This window comes from Aeromonas sp. Y311-2 (assembly GCF_027706025.1).
GTDB lineage: Bacteria > Pseudomonadota > Gammaproteobacteria > Enterobacterales > Aeromonadaceae > Aeromonas > Aeromonas veronii.
Genome location: NZ_JAPDCL010000011.1, coordinates 87,881 through 102,497, shown reverse-complemented (window position 1 = coordinate 102,497; position 14,617 = coordinate 87,881). Strand labels below are relative to the sequence as shown.

The 14,617-nt window shown below is 61.4% G+C and carries 11 protein-coding genes; 4 read left to right on the top strand and 7 right to left on the bottom strand.

Translation table 11 applies throughout. From position 1 onward, the window contains the following. The first annotated feature begins 99 nt into the window (after positions 1 to 99). Positions 100 to 4,164 (top strand): pullulanase-type alpha-1,6-glucosidase, encoded by a 4,065-nt coding sequence (gene pulA / locus OKC42_RS12285; RefSeq protein WP_270819831.1) that lies wholly within the window; start codon positions 100 to 102, stop codon positions 4,162 to 4,164. 201 nt (positions 4,165 to 4,365) lie between these two features. Here pulA and OKC42_RS12280 read toward each other — a convergent pair whose 3' ends face one another. Then, positions 4,366 to 6,825 carry a zinc/cadmium/mercury/lead-transporting ATPase gene (locus OKC42_RS12280; RefSeq protein WP_270819830.1) on the bottom strand — a complete coding sequence of 820 codons (2,460 nt, stop codon included), beginning with the start codon at positions 6,823 to 6,825 and terminating at the stop codon, positions 4,366 to 4,368. Between the two features lie 184 nt (positions 6,826 to 7,009). On the opposite strand from OKC42_RS12280, the gene tpx reads away from it, so the two are divergent. Beyond that, complete coding sequence (tpx, locus tag OKC42_RS12275) at positions 7,010 to 7,510, top strand: thiol peroxidase (RefSeq protein ID WP_270819828.1); 501 nt, start codon at positions 7,010 to 7,012, stop codon at positions 7,508 to 7,510. 60 nt (positions 7,511 to 7,570) lie between these two features. On the opposite strand, the gene OKC42_RS12270 is transcribed toward tpx, so the two are convergent. Then, the gene (locus OKC42_RS12270; RefSeq protein ID WP_127006990.1) at positions 7,571 to 8,398 is read right to left on the bottom strand and encodes a transporter substrate-binding domain-containing protein; all 828 of its coding nucleotides are present in this window, start codon (positions 8,396 to 8,398) and stop codon (positions 7,571 to 7,573) included. Positions 8,399 to 8,541: 143 nt separating this feature from the next. Between OKC42_RS12270 and OKC42_RS12265 the strand changes: the two genes are divergently transcribed. After that, on the top strand, positions 8,542 to 9,762 hold the full coding sequence (locus tag OKC42_RS12265; RefSeq protein WP_270819827.1) for a DEAD/DEAH box helicase: 1,221 nt from the start codon (positions 8,542 to 8,544) through the stop codon (positions 9,760 to 9,762). Between the two features lie 2 nt (positions 9,763 to 9,764). On the opposite strand, the gene OKC42_RS12260 is transcribed toward OKC42_RS12265, so the two are convergent. From OKC42_RS12260 to OKC42_RS12250, 3 genes are all read right to left on the bottom strand, one after another. Continuing rightward, positions 9,765 to 10,550, bottom strand: a complete 786-nt coding sequence (locus OKC42_RS12260; RefSeq protein WP_270819825.1) for a hypothetical protein — start codon at positions 10,548 to 10,550, stop codon at positions 9,765 to 9,767. Further along, positions 10,547 to 11,863: a sphingomyelin phosphodiesterase gene (locus tag OKC42_RS12255; RefSeq protein WP_265061584.1), complete on the bottom strand. Its 1,317-nt coding sequence runs from the start codon at positions 11,861 to 11,863 to the stop codon at positions 10,547 to 10,549. The genes OKC42_RS12260 and OKC42_RS12255 overlap by 4 nt, the downstream gene beginning before the upstream one ends. 192 nt (positions 11,864 to 12,055) lie before the next feature. Continuing rightward, positions 12,056 to 12,886, bottom strand: coding sequence for a CPBP family intramembrane glutamic endopeptidase (locus OKC42_RS12250; protein WP_270819823.1), 831 nt, complete (start codon positions 12,884 to 12,886; stop codon positions 12,056 to 12,058). Positions 12,887 to 13,006: 120 nt separating this feature from the next. Here OKC42_RS12250 and OKC42_RS12245 point away from each other — a divergent pair, with 120 nt between their 5' ends. Then, positions 13,007 to 13,744 carry a substrate-binding periplasmic protein gene (locus OKC42_RS12245; protein ID WP_270819821.1) on the top strand — a complete coding sequence of 246 codons (738 nt, stop codon included), beginning with the start codon at positions 13,007 to 13,009 and terminating at the stop codon, positions 13,742 to 13,744. A gap of 67 nt (positions 13,745 to 13,811) precedes the next feature. Here the strand turns inward: OKC42_RS12245 and OKC42_RS12240 are convergent, their stop codons facing one another. Next, on the bottom strand, positions 13,812 to 14,108 hold the full coding sequence (locus OKC42_RS12240) for a hypothetical protein (RefSeq protein WP_005348860.1): 297 nt from the start codon (positions 14,106 to 14,108) through the stop codon (positions 13,812 to 13,814). 66 nt (positions 14,109 to 14,174) lie between these two features. After that, positions 14,175 to 14,549, bottom strand: coding sequence for a YacL family protein (locus tag OKC42_RS12235; RefSeq protein ID WP_031227767.1), 375 nt, complete (start codon positions 14,547 to 14,549; stop codon positions 14,175 to 14,177). Positions 14,550 to 14,617 lie beyond the last annotated feature (68 nt).

Below are 14,617 nucleotides of genomic sequence, written 5' to 3'. Positions count from 1 at the left end.
GCTCACATTTGAATCGATTGCTGCTGATTAATATGGCACCGCCTGGCAATGACCGGGTGCTCGACTATCGAGACTAACTACAGCGGGAATTATAAAAATATGGATATGAAAAAGACCAAAGTGGCGCTGGTAACAGCCTCACTGCTCGCGCTTTTGTCTGGCTGTAATGACAACAGCTCTGATGCCTCCGGTGTGAACCCCGTCCCCCCTACACCGCCTACACCTGAAGTCACTGATGGGCCTGTCGCTCGTCTGCCCAAGATGGATCCCCCGAAAGAGTTGCTGGTCGCCGGCGAAAATCAGGTGGTCATTGCGCTGGTGGATACCCAGGCGGCAGCCAAGGGGGCCAAGGCACCGTTTGACCGCCACAGCCTGCATCTTTGGAATAACGACGCCTGCAAGGCAACGGCTGATAGTGGCCTGAATACCGGGTGGGATGACAAGAGCAAGACACCTGCTACTGCCGACAGCTTTGGTCCGGCCTGGGTCGTGCCGCTCAAAAATGTGGAAGGGTGCATCAACTTTATCGCTCGCAACGGCGATCTGGCCAACCTGACCGGCAGCGATATGAAGGTAAGCTTCAGTGAGCATCCGGATCGCACCGTGGCCATCGTCGCGGGCAAGAAAGATCTGTTTGGCAGCCGTGGCGAAGCCTTTACCGCCGCCTTTGGCGTGGCGGGGGCCAGCGCTCATCTTATCGATGGCAATACCCTGATCTGGCAAGGGGGCAAGGATAAGCCCCACGTTCGCCTCTATTACACCGACTCGGGCACCATCAAGGCCAATGCCGATGGGGTGTTCGATTTCCCCTATATCAGCCTGACCGCGACCACTCTGACTGCCGAGCAGCAGGCCAAATATCCGCATCTCAAGGATGCAGCCGCTTTTGCCCTGCCTGCCGGTAAAGATCTCAAGCCCCTGCTCAAGGGTGAGCTGGTGGCTATCGGCACCGATGCCGACGGTATCCTGCAGGGGGCGACCCTGGTGCAGAGCGCCGGCGCCCTCGATGCGCTTTATGCTCCCGAGGCGACCAAGCTGAGCTATGGCGCCGTGGTAGAGGGTAACCGGGTGACCTTCCGCCTCTGGGCGCCGACCGCCAAGTCGGTCAAGCTGGCCCTCTACAACGCCAGCCACCAGAAGAGTGGTGAAGTGGCCATGACCTTCGACAGCGCCAGCGGCAGCTGGAGCTACGAGGGGGGCAGCGAGCTGATCGGCCAGTTCTACCGCTACGACATGGAGGTCTACCATCCGCTGAGTCGCAAGCTTGAGCGCTACGAGGTGACCGATCCCTACTCCCTGAGTCTGGCGATGAACTCCGAGTTCAGTCAGGTAGTGGATCTCGACGATCCGACCCTGAAACCGGAAGGATGGGACAGCCTCAAGGCGCCACACAGCCAGCAGAACCCCGCCGATATCACCATCTATGAGGCCCATGTTCGCGACCTGACCGGCAACGATGCCTCCACCGATGAAGAGAAGCGCGGCAAGTTTGTCGGCCTGACCCAGCCTGACTCTGTACCGGTCAACCATCTGAAAGCGCTGGCAAAAAGCGGCGTCAGCCACCTGCATCTGCTGCCGGTGTTCGATATCGCTACCGTCAACGAGGATCCGGCCAAGGTGGCCAATCTCGGCGATGACTTCAGCAAGCTCTGTCAGGTCAATCCGGATGTGAAAACATCCAAATTTGGCGGCTATTGCGGTGGCGGTCAGACCGTGGGAGATGTGCTGGCCGACCTGCAAGGGGGCGACAGCAAGGATAATCCGCAGGTGCAGGAGCTTTCCGGTTACCTGCGCGGCGTCGACTCCTTCAACTGGGGTTATGATCCCTACCACTACACCACGCCGGAAGGCTCCTACGCCACCAACGCCGAGGGCACCAAACGTATTCTGGAGTTCCGCGAGATGGTCAAGGCCATCAAGCAGAACATCGGCATGAACGTGGTGATGGACGTGGTCTACAACCACACCAACGAATCCGGGCTCGGCCCCAAGTCGGTGCTCGACAAGATAGTGCCCTGGTACTATCAGCGCCTCAATCCGGAGACCGGCTCGGTGGAGAACTCCACCTGCTGCTCCAACACGGCGCCGGAACACGCCATGTTCGCCAAGCTGATGGATGACTCTCTGGTCACTTGGGCGCGCGACTACAAGATCGACGCCTTCCGCTTCGACCTGATGGGCCACCATCCGAAAGATCAGATGGTTCAGGCGCTGGCCGCGGTGAAGAAGGTCAATCCCGAGATGTACTTCTACGGCGAGGGGTGGAACTTCGGCGAAGTGCAGGATGATAAGCGCTTCGTGCAGGCTACCCAGAAGCATCTGGGCGGCACCGGTATCGGCTCCTTCTCGGACCGCTTGCGCGATGCGGTGCGCGGCGGCAGTCCGTTCGACGGTGGCGATACCATTCGCAAGACCCAGGGCTTTGGCAACGGTACTTTCGTCGATCCTAACGAAATGAGCAAGGTGGAGCTGGCAACGGCCTTGCACCAGTCCGATCTGGTACGGCTCGGCATGGCGGGTAACCTCAAGGAGTTCGTGCTGACCGACAAGGATGGCATGCCGAAGAAGGGGGCCGAGATCGACTACAACGGTCAGCCTGCCGGTTATGCCCAAGACCCGGTGGAAGTGCAGAACTATGTCGACAAGCACGACAATCAGACCCTGTTCGACAACCTGATCTACAAGGCGCCTGCCGGAGCCGATCTGGTGCGGATGCAGGGGGTCTCGCTGGCGACTGCCATGCTGGGGCAGGGCATTCCCTTCACCCACGCCGGTGTCGAGCTGCTGCGATCCAAATCCATGGAGCGGGACAGCTATGACTCGGGCGACTGGTACAACAAGGTCGACTACACCCTGGGCGACAACAACTTCGACAAGGGGTTGCCGCGCAAGGACAAGGATGGCGACAACTATCCGCTGATCGAGCAGGTGCTCGGCAAGCATGCCAAGCCGGGCTCGGCCGAGATGGCGCAGATGGTGAGCTTCTATCAGGAGCTGGCGGAGCTGCGCAACTCCTCCCGCCTGCTGCGTCTGGGCAGCGGTGCCGAGGTGATCAAGCGGGTCGACTTCCGCAATACCGGCCCGGATCAGGAGCCCGGCCTTATCGTCATGACGGTGGATGATGGCGTCAGTGCCGGGGCGGATCTGGATCCGGCCATCGACGGTCTGGTGGTGATGATCAACGCCAGCAACCAGAGCCAGAGCATCGGCGACTTCCGTGATGGCAACGATCAGCCGATCGATTTGAGCGGTATGGTGCTAAGCAGCAAGCATCGCGCTGTCGACAGCATCGCCAGCGGCGCCGCCTATGATAACGGCCAGCTGACGCTGGGGGCCTGGTCTGCCGCCGTGTTCGTCAAGCCGCAGTCTGGTGCACAGGGCGCGGGCCTGCCGGTCAGCAAGAAGACCGACCTGAGCACCCTGCCACCGTTTGGCAACACCGATGTTTATCTGAAGGGCTTCTTGGACCCCAGTTTTGGCGACAAGAATCCGCTGACATTTACCAGTAACTTCATGTACGAGTTCAGCGCAGAAGTGACGGCGGAGCAGCTTGGTAACACCAAATTGAAGGTGGCGGACTCTGGCTGGAGCATTAACTACGGCAGTTGCAACGCTGGTGACAAGCTGGTGGTCGGCACTCCGCTGACCCTTTGCAAGGGTGGGGATACCGGCAATATCGGTGTCGATCTGGCCAAGGCGGGCAGCTACAAGTTCGTGTTTACCGCCATGAACAAGGACAAGCCCACCCTGAGCGTCAGCTTCACCGAGCCGGTGCAGAGCTGCAAGGTGCTGGATACGGTGGCGGGCAATCCGCTCGGCTACAACTTGTTCGTCAAGGGTGAGCTTTCAGGCTGGAATGCCCAGCCCCAGTACCAGCTGAGCTACAAGGGGATGGACGGTGATCTTGCCATCTACCAGGCGGCCTTCAACTACACCGGCAACACCGAGTTCAAGGTGGCCAACGAGGACTGGAGCAAGGAGTATCTGCTCAACGGTGGTGGCGCGGTGAACGCTGAAACCGGCTATTCGTTCGCCTTCTCCAAGGGTGGCAGTGCCAATAACAGCATCACCCTGCCGCAGGGGCTGTGGAGTGTGCTGGTGAAGGTTGACCCGGCTGGCGTCAAGGCGGGTACTGCCGTCATTCAGGAGTGCAGCGTCAAGTAAGCAAGCCATTGAGTCCGGGGGATGGCTCGGCGCCCCCGGGTTGAATTCCACCTTGCCAAGGGTGGGATAACTCCGAGAGAGTAAGCAAAGCGCGACTGCCGACCGGCAGGCGCGCTTTTTCTTTTACGGGGTGCCGTGAGAGGAAAAAGAAAAGCCGTCCCGGTTTGGGGACGGCTTTTGGCTGGGATGCCATTGGCTGGCTTAACGCTTGCGCAGCAGCCGCAAGGCGTTGGCGGTCACCAGCGCGGTGGCGCCGGTATCGGCCAGCACCGCAATCCACAGGCCGGTGATGCCGAGCAGGCTGGTGACCAAGAAGATGGCTTTAAGCCCCAGCGCCAGCGCAATATTCTGGTGAATATTGGCCAGTGCCGCCCGCGACAGCCGGATCATGGCGGCGATGCCACCGAGCTGGTTGTGGGTCAGCGCCGCATCGGCGGTCTCCAGCGCCACATCAGTGCCGCCCCCCATGGCGATGCCGATACTGGCCCGCTTCATGGCAGGGGCATCGTTGATACCATCGCCGATCATGGCAACCTTCCGAGTGCTGGCCAGCTTGGCGATCTCTTCTACCTTGTTCTCCGGCAGCAGACCGGCACGCCAGCCCATGCCCAGCTCGGTGGCGATCGCCTCGGCGGCACGGGGGTTATCCCCGGTTAACATGATGCTGTTGAGCCCGAGTCGGTTGAGCTCTTGCAGCGCGGCTGCCGCCTCCGGCCGGATCTGATCCCGCAGCGCCAGCAGGGCAACCGGCAACGCCTTAGCATCGCTGCTCTGGCAGAGCATCACAACGGTCTTGCCCTGCCGCTCCAGCGAAGCAATCCGGGTCTGCTGTTCCATATTCAGGGCCGCCACCCGGCTCGGTGCCAGCAGTTGCCACAGTTCACCGTTGATGCGTCCCTCAACCCCCATGCCCGGCAGTGCGCGCAGGTCGCGGGCCTCCGCCAGCGTCAGCCCCTGTTCGGTCGCGTTGGCGACCACGGCGCGGGCCAGCGGGTGGTGTGAACCCTGCTCGATGGCAGCCGCCAGTGCCAGCAGTTCGGTTTCCGGCTGGCCATTGAGGCTGACCAGCTCGGTCAGCTGCGGCTTGCCCAGCGTCAGGGTGCCGGTCTTGTCAAAGGCGACTGTATCGATATGGGCCAGTCGCTCCAGTGCGGCCCCCCCCTTGATCAGCGCCCCCTGACGGGTTGCGGCGGCCAGCGCCGAGGTGACCGCTGCCGGGGTGGAGATGACCAGCGCGCAGGGGCAACCAATGAGCAGCAGTGCTAGGCCACGATAGATCCACTCATCCCAGCTCTGGCCAAAGGCGAGCGGTGGAATAATGACGACCAGCAGGGCGATCAGCATCATGGCCGGGGTGTACCAGCGGCTGAAGCGGTCGATAAAGCGCTCGATGGGCGCGCGCTGGCTTTCGGCCTCCTCGATGAGGTGCAGAATGCGGTCGATGGCGTTGTTGCCGGGCTCGGAGACGACTTCAAGGCGCAGCACTCGATCTGCAGCCAGACTGCCGGCTGGCACCTTGTCACCCTGACGGCGTTCCACCGGAATAGACTCACCGGTCAGGGCGCTCTCGTCAAACGCACCGAGTTCATCGAGCAGGCGGGCGTCGGCAGGTAGACGGGCACCCGGGGCGATTTCGATAATGTCGCCGGGACGCAGCTGATCGGCGGCGACCTCTTCCCGCACCTCGCCCTCGGCAGTGGTACGGATGCGCAGCGCCTTGTCAGGCACCAGCGCCATCAGGGCTGTGACCCCGGCACGGGCGCGTCCGGCGGCGTAGGCCTCCAGATGTTCACCCAGCATAAAGAGCAGCAGCACCATGGCCGCTTCGGCGGTTTCGCCGAGGAACAGGGCCCCCACGGCGGCGACCGTCATCAGGGTCTCGATGGCGAAGGGGGAGCCGCTTTTGGTCAGCGCCCACGCCTTGCGGGAGATAGGCCACAGACCCCAGAGGGTTGCCAAGGTGAAGAGCGGCTGACCGAACTCTCTCGGCAGCAGGGCGGCGACCAGCATCAGACTGGCCAGTGACAGGGGCTGCCAATATTTGCCCAAAAAGTTACCGAATAGATTGCCCAGCAGGGGCTGTTGTGAAGCTTGCTCGCGGCCAGCAGCCTGCTTGTCAGCGCTTTCCCCCTTGAGCTGGAAACCGGCGGCCAGCACGGCGGCGGTGACGGGATCGGGGGAGAGGCCGGGGGCCAGATCCACCACCAGCTTCTCGGTGGCAAACAGCACGCGGGCCTGCTGCACGCCGCTCACCCGGCTGACGGCGGTCTCGATCTTGCGGGCGCAGCTGGGGCAATCCATCCCCAACACCTGCCAGCTGTGGCGGCTGTTGCCTTGCACTGGCGCAACCAGCGGATCGGCAGGGGGGATATCGTGCTCATGCCCATGCCCATGCCCATGCTTATGATCGTGAGCTGGTGATAAGGAGGCGCTGCAGCACGCTTGATCGTGACAGCTTCCTCGGGGAGGCTCTTCATCCCCGGGGGATTCATTGCAGTCACGGGATGCGTGCTCATGAGGCGTCTGGGTTGAACAGCAACTGACGGGCGTGGTGTTGTCGCAGCAGTGGCTATCGTGGTTATGCTCACTCTGGCCGGGGGCCGCCTTGCTGACGGCCTTGATGGGGGCGGCGTGCTGATGATTGCAGCAGGATTTGCTCATGATGAGTCCCTCTTGATGGATCCCGCCCCTGCGAGATCCCTGATTACCGAGAAGGAGTCTAAACCTTGGTGTTAAGTCCAAGGTCAACCCCTTTATATCCCTTGTCTTCGCGGGTGTTTGTCTGGTCTCGCCGCCCCTATACTGATCACCCGGATTTTTACTACACCAATAAAGGACATAACACATGAGCAACTCAGTCACTCTGCAAGGCAACCCGGTTTCCGTCGCTGGTCACTTCCCGGTCGCCGGTGAGCAAGCCAAGCCCTTCTCTCTGGTGGCCAAGGATCTCTCCGACGTGACCCTGGCAAGCTTTGCCGGTCAGCGCAAAATCCTGAACATCTTCCCGAGCGTCGATACCCCAACCTGCGCGACCTCTGTGCGCAAGTTCAACGAGCAGGCCAGCGCGCTGGAGAACACAGTTGTACTGTGCATCTCCGCCGATCTGCCGTTCGCCCAGTCCCGCTTCTGCGGCGCCGAAGGTCTGGACAAGGTAGTGACTCTCTCCACCTTGCGCGGTGCGGCCTTTATGGAAGATTACGGCGTTGCCTTCTCTTCCGGCCCGCTGGTCGGTCTGACCGCTCGCGCCATCGTGGTGCTGGATGGTGACAACAAGGTGCTGCACAGCGAGCTGGTCGCCGAAGTGGCCGACGAGCCGAACTACGCTGCGGCGCTGACCGTGCTGTAAGGCTGCAAGCCATAAAAAAATCCCGCTTCGGCGGGATTTTTTTATGCGGGAATTGTCCGTTCAGGGCGTAGCGGGCAGGGTGGTTGCCGGTTCAGCCTTGGCGGCTGGGGAGGGTTGCCACTCCACATAGGGGCGGTGGATCTTCTCGTAAATCTCGGCCAGTTTGCCGGTGGCAGCCAGCTGATCAATGGCTTGGCGGAGAAATTCGTCCATCTCATCAACTGCAGCCCCTTTCTGGATGATGAAGACATCCTCGAAATCTCCGAAAAATTCTCGCCTGATATTGGTCAGCCCCAGCTGCTTGAGCATCAGGTCGGCCTCCTCTTGCGCCCAGACAAAGGCGTCGATACGGCCGCGTGAGAGCTTGCGCAGTGACTGCTCGATACTCATCGAGCGCTGCACCGGGAAGGGCATATAGTCGGGAACCGCCTCGATTAGCAGATCCCGTTTGGTGGGCACTATGCCGTAGGCCATATCCGTGGTGACTGGATAACTGGTATTGCTGTAAATCACATGGGCAACCTTGCCAAAACTGCGAGTACTGAAACGATAAGCCAGCATATCGATATCCTTGAGGTTGCGGATGGCGGGCAGCCCCAGATCAGCCTTGCCGGAGATCACCCCAGCCATGGCACGGGCGATGGGGTAGATGGTGATCTTGATGGTTACATCGGGGTAGAGGTCATCGATGGCGTGCACCAGGTCGACAAAGGGGCCTGTCTTGTCGGCATTGATCAGCCCCGGCAGCTCGCCAAGGTGGGCATTGAGGATGCGCACCGGTTTAGGCGGCTCGGGGGCGGCGTCGTTCTCCGGAGTCTGCGACAGGCCGAGAGTCGCGCTGCCGAGCAGGGTGACCACGAGCAGCAGAAGGGGGATGTGTCTGGTCATGGCGTGTCTCTCTTGGTGATGGGTCAGCTAAAGTGTAGTCAGCCCGTCGCCAGCCCCCTCGGCCAGGCCATCATGGATAGGGTTTTACTTCTCGGCCCCCGCTCACTAGACTTCGCCTCCCACTTCTTTGTTGACGTAGCGCCATGACCTTTAGCGAACTTGCCCTCCATCCCGCTCTGCTTGCCTCTTTGCCCGTCACCTTGCAGACGCCAACCCGCATCCAGCAGCTTGCCATTCCAGCGGCGCTGGCGGGGCAGGATCTGCTGGCGCTGGCCCAGACCGGCAGCGGCAAGACGCTGGCGTTTGGCTTGCCGCTGCTGCAACGGCTGGATCCTGCCTCCAGTCAGGTGCAGGGTCTGGTGCTGGTGCCGACCCGCGAGCTGGCGATTCAGGTCTCTGCCGCGCTAAAAGAGGGCGCCGAGGCGCTGGGGCTGCGCATCGTGACGTTGTGTGGGGGCGTTGCGCAGGAGCGGCAACAGGATGAACTGGCGCAGGGGCCACAGCTGCTGGTCGCCACGCCGGGTCGGTTGCGGGATCTGCTGACCCAACAGTTGCTGGGGCTGGATGGTTTGCAACTCTTGGTGCTGGATGAGGCGGATCGCCTGCTGGAGATGGGCTTTGCTCCCGACATCAAGGCGCTGCTCGGCTTTATTCCTGCAGATCGCCAGACCCTGCTCTTCTCCGCCACCTTGCCTGCCGAGCTGGAGGCGCTGGCCAACGGCCTGCTGCGCGATCCTAACCGTATCGAGGCAAACCCCCTTAACAGCGTGGTGAACGAGATCGAAGAGCGGCTCTATCTGGTCAACAAGAGCAGCAAGGTGCCGGCGCTCATCAGCCTGCTCAAGGAGCAGGCATGGCCGCAGGTGCTGGTCTTTATCAGTGCGCGGGATGATGCCGACGGGGTGGCCAGAAAGCTGGCCAAGGCGGGCATTGCGGTGGCCGCCCTCCATGGCGAGAAGGAGCAGGTGGTGCGCGAGCAGGCGCTCGGCGATTTCAAAGAGGGCAAAATTCGGGTGCTGGTGGCCACCGACCTGATGGCGCGTGGCATCCATGTGGAGGCGCTGCCGGTGGTGATCAATCTGGACTTGCCCGCCAGCGCCCCCGTCTATGTACACCGCATCGGTCGTACCGCCCGGGCTGGCCGCGAGGGGCTGGCCATCTCGCTGGTTTGTCATGGCGAGAGTGACATGCTGCAAGCTATCCGCACCCTGACCGGCCGCGAGCTGCCGTTGGGCGATCTGGCTGGATTCCCGGTTACCGACCAGCCTGCCAGCGGGGAGGGCAAGCGCCCCCCTCGTGACAAGCAGGCCAATCGCCGCACTCAGGCCAAACGCAGCGTCAAGCAGTTCAAGGGCAAGCGCTGACCTCAGGGTTTGCCTTGCTCCCGCGCGAAGAAGTCACGACGCCACTGGCTCAACACCTCCTCCTTGTGTTGTTGCCACAGCGCAGGATCCATCTGCTGTTGGCTGATCGCCAGTTGCTGCTCCAGCTCGGCCAGCTCTCGCTGGTAGCGGCTGCGTTGATCGAGCTGCTGCTGGCGCGCCTCGGCAAATGCCAGCGTGGCTTCGGCCTTCTCTGCGGGCAGGAAGTGATGGGCCTGGGTGGCCAGCTCCTCATCTCCCCACAGCTGACGGGCTTGCTGCAGGCGGGCATCCGGGTTCAACAGATCCACCGCCAGATCCGGATGATCCGCCGCCCACCGATCCTGCAAGCGGCTGAGGGCGTCCAGCCGCTCGGCCAGCGGCAACTGCTCGCTCTCCTGCGCCAACTGATCCAGCGCCATGGCATAGCGCCCCTGTAACCGGATCAGACTCTCCCCCTCGCTCAGCCACCCGGCCTCTGTTGCTTCCAGATTGCTCACATGCTGCGCCAGCGGCAACTCGCTGTCGCTGATCTCGCTGGCAAGCTGGTTGATCAGTTCATCCGGCATCGCCTGCCAGCTGCTGGGCACTTCTTTGCTTTTGCCATCTATCCCCTCAGCGTTTGGCATGCGGGGAGGCGGGCTCCCCGGTTCTGCTGGCAACTGCATATTGGCCAGAGAGGGCGTTGCCGACCGTTCTGGCGATAGCGGGGACTGCTCTTCCTGCCAGCCCAGATTCACCAGCAAAAGGGTCAGGATAGCCAGTGCCAGTATCCCGTAACGGCGAGTCATCGGCTGATCTCTCCCTTGACCGGGAAGTGGTCTGAGAGGTTGCTGGCGGGCCAGAGGCTGCCATCGCTGCTGCGCGGGATCCAGACCGTGTTGAGGTTGTGGCTGGCGCTGCCGTACTCCCGACTCACTACCAGATAGTCCAGATACTCGACGTTGGCGCCACCGGAGAGCGGGCCACCGGCATAGGGGTTGATCCTGGGATCGAAAGTGGCTTCGGTGTAGCCGCCATAGGCGGGTTCATGGGCGTTCAGATTGGCCAGCATGTTGGCGTAGTCATCGGCAAACTTGCGCTTGTTGACGTTGAAGTCGCCGCCGTAGATGACGGTGTCCGTGGTCGGGATCTTGAGGCTGGCTGCCAGAGAGCGGATCTGACCGAACTGGATCTGGCGCAGCTTGCGCGCCTCGTCGGTGTCGAAGCTGGCGGTGTGGGTGGCGAACAGGTGCCACGCCTTGCCCCCCTTGATCACCTCGGCGTACATCACCCCCTTGTCGGCGAAGCAGTCGGTACCGGTGCATTGGGGATAGACCAGCTGGGCCTCCCGCACTATGGGATAGCGGCTGACGATCACCACGCCGCCGTCATGAATGTTGACCCCGGGCTTGTCGAGTACTTTGGTCTGGTAGGGGTACTCTTTCGCCAGCGCCTGTAAAAAGCCCTCGCGGCGGCCATCGAATACCTCTTGCAGCAGCAGGGCGTCATAACCCTTGAGATAATCAGGCAGCAAGGTCAACCGCTCGCCGATGCTGGAGGCGATCACAGGCAGCGCCCAGACGTTGTAGCTGGCCACCTTGAGCCTATTTTCTGCCGGTTCCGGTTGCTCCCGTTTTTGGGGGGGCGTGATCATATAGTGCAGATCGTCGTAGCGGCCGGTGAACTTGGCGGCAAATGCCAGCTCTTGTGGCCCCGCAACGCGGTGGATAACCCGATCGTTTTGCCAGCCGGATGCGCCGGTCGGCGTTTCGCCACCGTGCTGCAAGGTGGTGTTCCACCAGGTTCCCTCCATCAGCTGATTGAGCCGATAGACGTCGCCACCCGCTGTGCTCACGCGGGTTTCGAACAGATAGCTCTTGCCCGCTTTTACCCCCTCATAGCGATTGAAGCTGAGTACCATGGCACTCTCCCATGGGCCCAGCTCGGTGCGGTGCTGCAGCCACTGACTGCCGGGTTGCAGCTGGCCGCTGCCGCTTTGGCGGATGTCGATCTGGAGCGGTTCAGGACTGTTGTTGGTGAGGTAGACATCGGTATCGGCCAGTGCCAGTTGCGGGAACTGGCTGACCAGCAGCAGGGCGGCATAACTGAGGGTTTTCTGCATCACAGGATCCTTTTGGTTGCAGGGCAATGGAAAGTGACTGTTATGGCGAATGCAGAGGTCAGTTTGTTTACATTTTGGTTACAAGTAAATGAATTGGTTTTGTTTGGAGCTTTTTGGAGGTGTAAAGCGAGCGAGGCAGCACGCTTAAAGAGAGAGGGAAGGCGCCCGTGTCAGGCGCCTTCACTTCAGGAGTTAGCGGTGGGCCAGCGGGTAGGTGAAGAGCGCCAGATGGGCGAAGTTGAAGGCGAAGTGGATCAGGATGGCCACGGAGAGTCGCCCGCTGAGCTGGAATGCCAGGCCATAGCAGCAGCCTGCCAGGGTCGCAAACAGCGCCAGCAGTGGGCCACCGGGCAGGTGGATGGCGCCGAACAGTAGCGCAGCCACGACGATGCCAATCCAGGGGCGGTAACGCTCGGTCAACCCCTGCTGGATAGCTCCACGAAACAGCGCTTCTTCCGCCACGCAGGTGAACAGCAGATTGTTGAGGGCAAACAGCCACCACCAGTGGGGCAGACCCACTTCCGGTTTCAGTGCCCCCAACTGCCAGGCGATGACCAGCAGGGCTCCCAGCGGCAGCAGTAACAGGGCCAGCGGGCGCCAGCGGATTGCGCCCCCCTTGCCCAGCAGCATCGGGCAGGCCAGCAGCAAGCCAAAGAGCAGCAGCGGTTTGTCGAGGTTCAGATACATGTTGAACGGCACGCTGGCGGGGCCTGCCAGCGCCTGATCCAGCACCTTGAGATTGTTGAAGCCGGGGATCAGGTGCAGGGTCAGTGCAATCGCCCAGAGGATCAGCACCACTCTGGCCGCCATCGCCCGGCGGGCGGGGAGGGTTGGCGTACGCCACGCCAGCAGTAATCCTGCGACCGAGACCAGCAGGGCGGGTAGCGTCATTCGCTCAAGCCACAGTGCCAGCAGCAGGGAGAGTCCCAGCAGGGCCAAGGCGGGAAGACGCTGGCGGAAGAGGGCAAGCTGCACGGCCAGCGCCAGCGCGCCCCAGATGAATGAGTCGGGAAGGGGTAACATTGGATCTCCTTGATCGAGGCAGGCGGCAACCTTAACAAGTGGGCGTCAGCAGGACAACCGCGCAGGAGGTGGTCGGATCCCTTCTCTATACTCATCAACAGGGTAAAGGGAGAGCAGCTGATGAAGCACTGTCTGTGGTTGTTGTGTTGTTGGTGTGTCTGGCTGCAGGCCGCACCCTTGCTGCTGGTGACCGGTGAGTTCACCCCCTATACCGGCAAGGCACTGCCTGACGGCGGCGAGAGCACCCGGCTAGTGACGACCCTGCTGCAAGAGGCCGGGTATCGAGAGCTCCAGGTCGACTACCTGCCCTGGCCTCGCGGCTATCAGTTGACCCGCAATGGGTTGGTGGCGGCCACCTTCCCATACGCCTGGACAGCCGAGCGGGCCAAGCTTTTCCACTACAGCGCTCCCATTCATATAGATCGCCTCTCCTGGTACACCTATCGGGGGAGCGAGGCCATTCAGGCTGGCCGCTGGCAAGGGTTGCGAGTCTGCATTCCGCTGGGGTGGAGCACCAGCCATGCCGACGGGGTGATCAAGCGTTTCGGGCTGGATCTGCAGCGTCCCAAGACACTGGCACAATGTCTGCAACTGCTGGATCGCAAACGGATCGATCTGCTGCCGATGAACGAGACGGTGACCCGGGATGCCAGCCGTCAGCTGTTTGGCGACCCCTGCCATCTGCAGGCATTGCCCCACTTTCGTCAGAGCGACACTTTTTATCTGATCATTTCACGGCAGTATCCGGAGGCCGCCAACCTGCTTGAGCGCTTCAATCATGCCCTGGCTGCCGCCCTTGCCGATGGTCGCTATGACCAACTGATCTCCCGAGCCGGAAAGGGGATCGATTGCCGTTGAGAGTGCACGGCCGGAAAACAAAAAGCCGGAGCAGTGGCTCCGGCTTTCTTTATACCTTCAGGGGCGATTAGCGGCCTGATTCGGCGATGACGCGGGCGATGATATCGGCGCGCTTGCCGGCTTCCAGTTCGCCCAGGGCGATCAGGCCAGCCTTGAAGATGACGTTCTTCGGCAGGCTGACGTCGTCCAGCGTGGCGATCGCTTCAACGTGCATGCCGTTCAGACGGCTGGCATCGCGCGGGCTCAGGTTGACCTGAGTGTTCATCACCTGCTTGCCTTTCTTCTTGGCAGGTGCAGCCGCTTTCTTGGTGGATTCCTGTTCTTCGTCTTCCGGCAGTTCGTCATCAAAATCGTAAATAGACATAGTCAATCCTGTTGAGTTAGGCAAAAGGGCACGTTTGCCCGACATAGTAATCCGACATTGGGTCAATCAGCCCATATCCTCGTTACGGATAAAGGCGCGCCAGGAGCCGAGCACCTGGGCAAAATCTTCCAGCCCGCACATGGCCAGCTGTTCATCATCGTAGTAGGCGAGATCGTCAAGATCCTCACCCAGCTCGATATTGAGGGCGTTGGCTTTCACCTCCGCCTCTTCATGGGTCAGCAGCAGGGAGTAGTCACCGCCGTTGAGCCGGTATTCGACTCGGGTGCGGTTGGAGAGCTGATCAATGATGGAGAAGAGCTCGTCGAGCTTCTCCTCATCCTTGCCAACCTCGTCGATCAGCCACTGACCGATGGCTTCATGGCCCATGGAGAACCGGGCGCGATAGCCACCAAACGGGTCGCGGCGAAATTCATAATCCATAGCACAGTCCAGATCGGAGGGATGGGCCAGCACGGGCAGGCGGGTGCAAGCACGCAATTCCTGCTCCA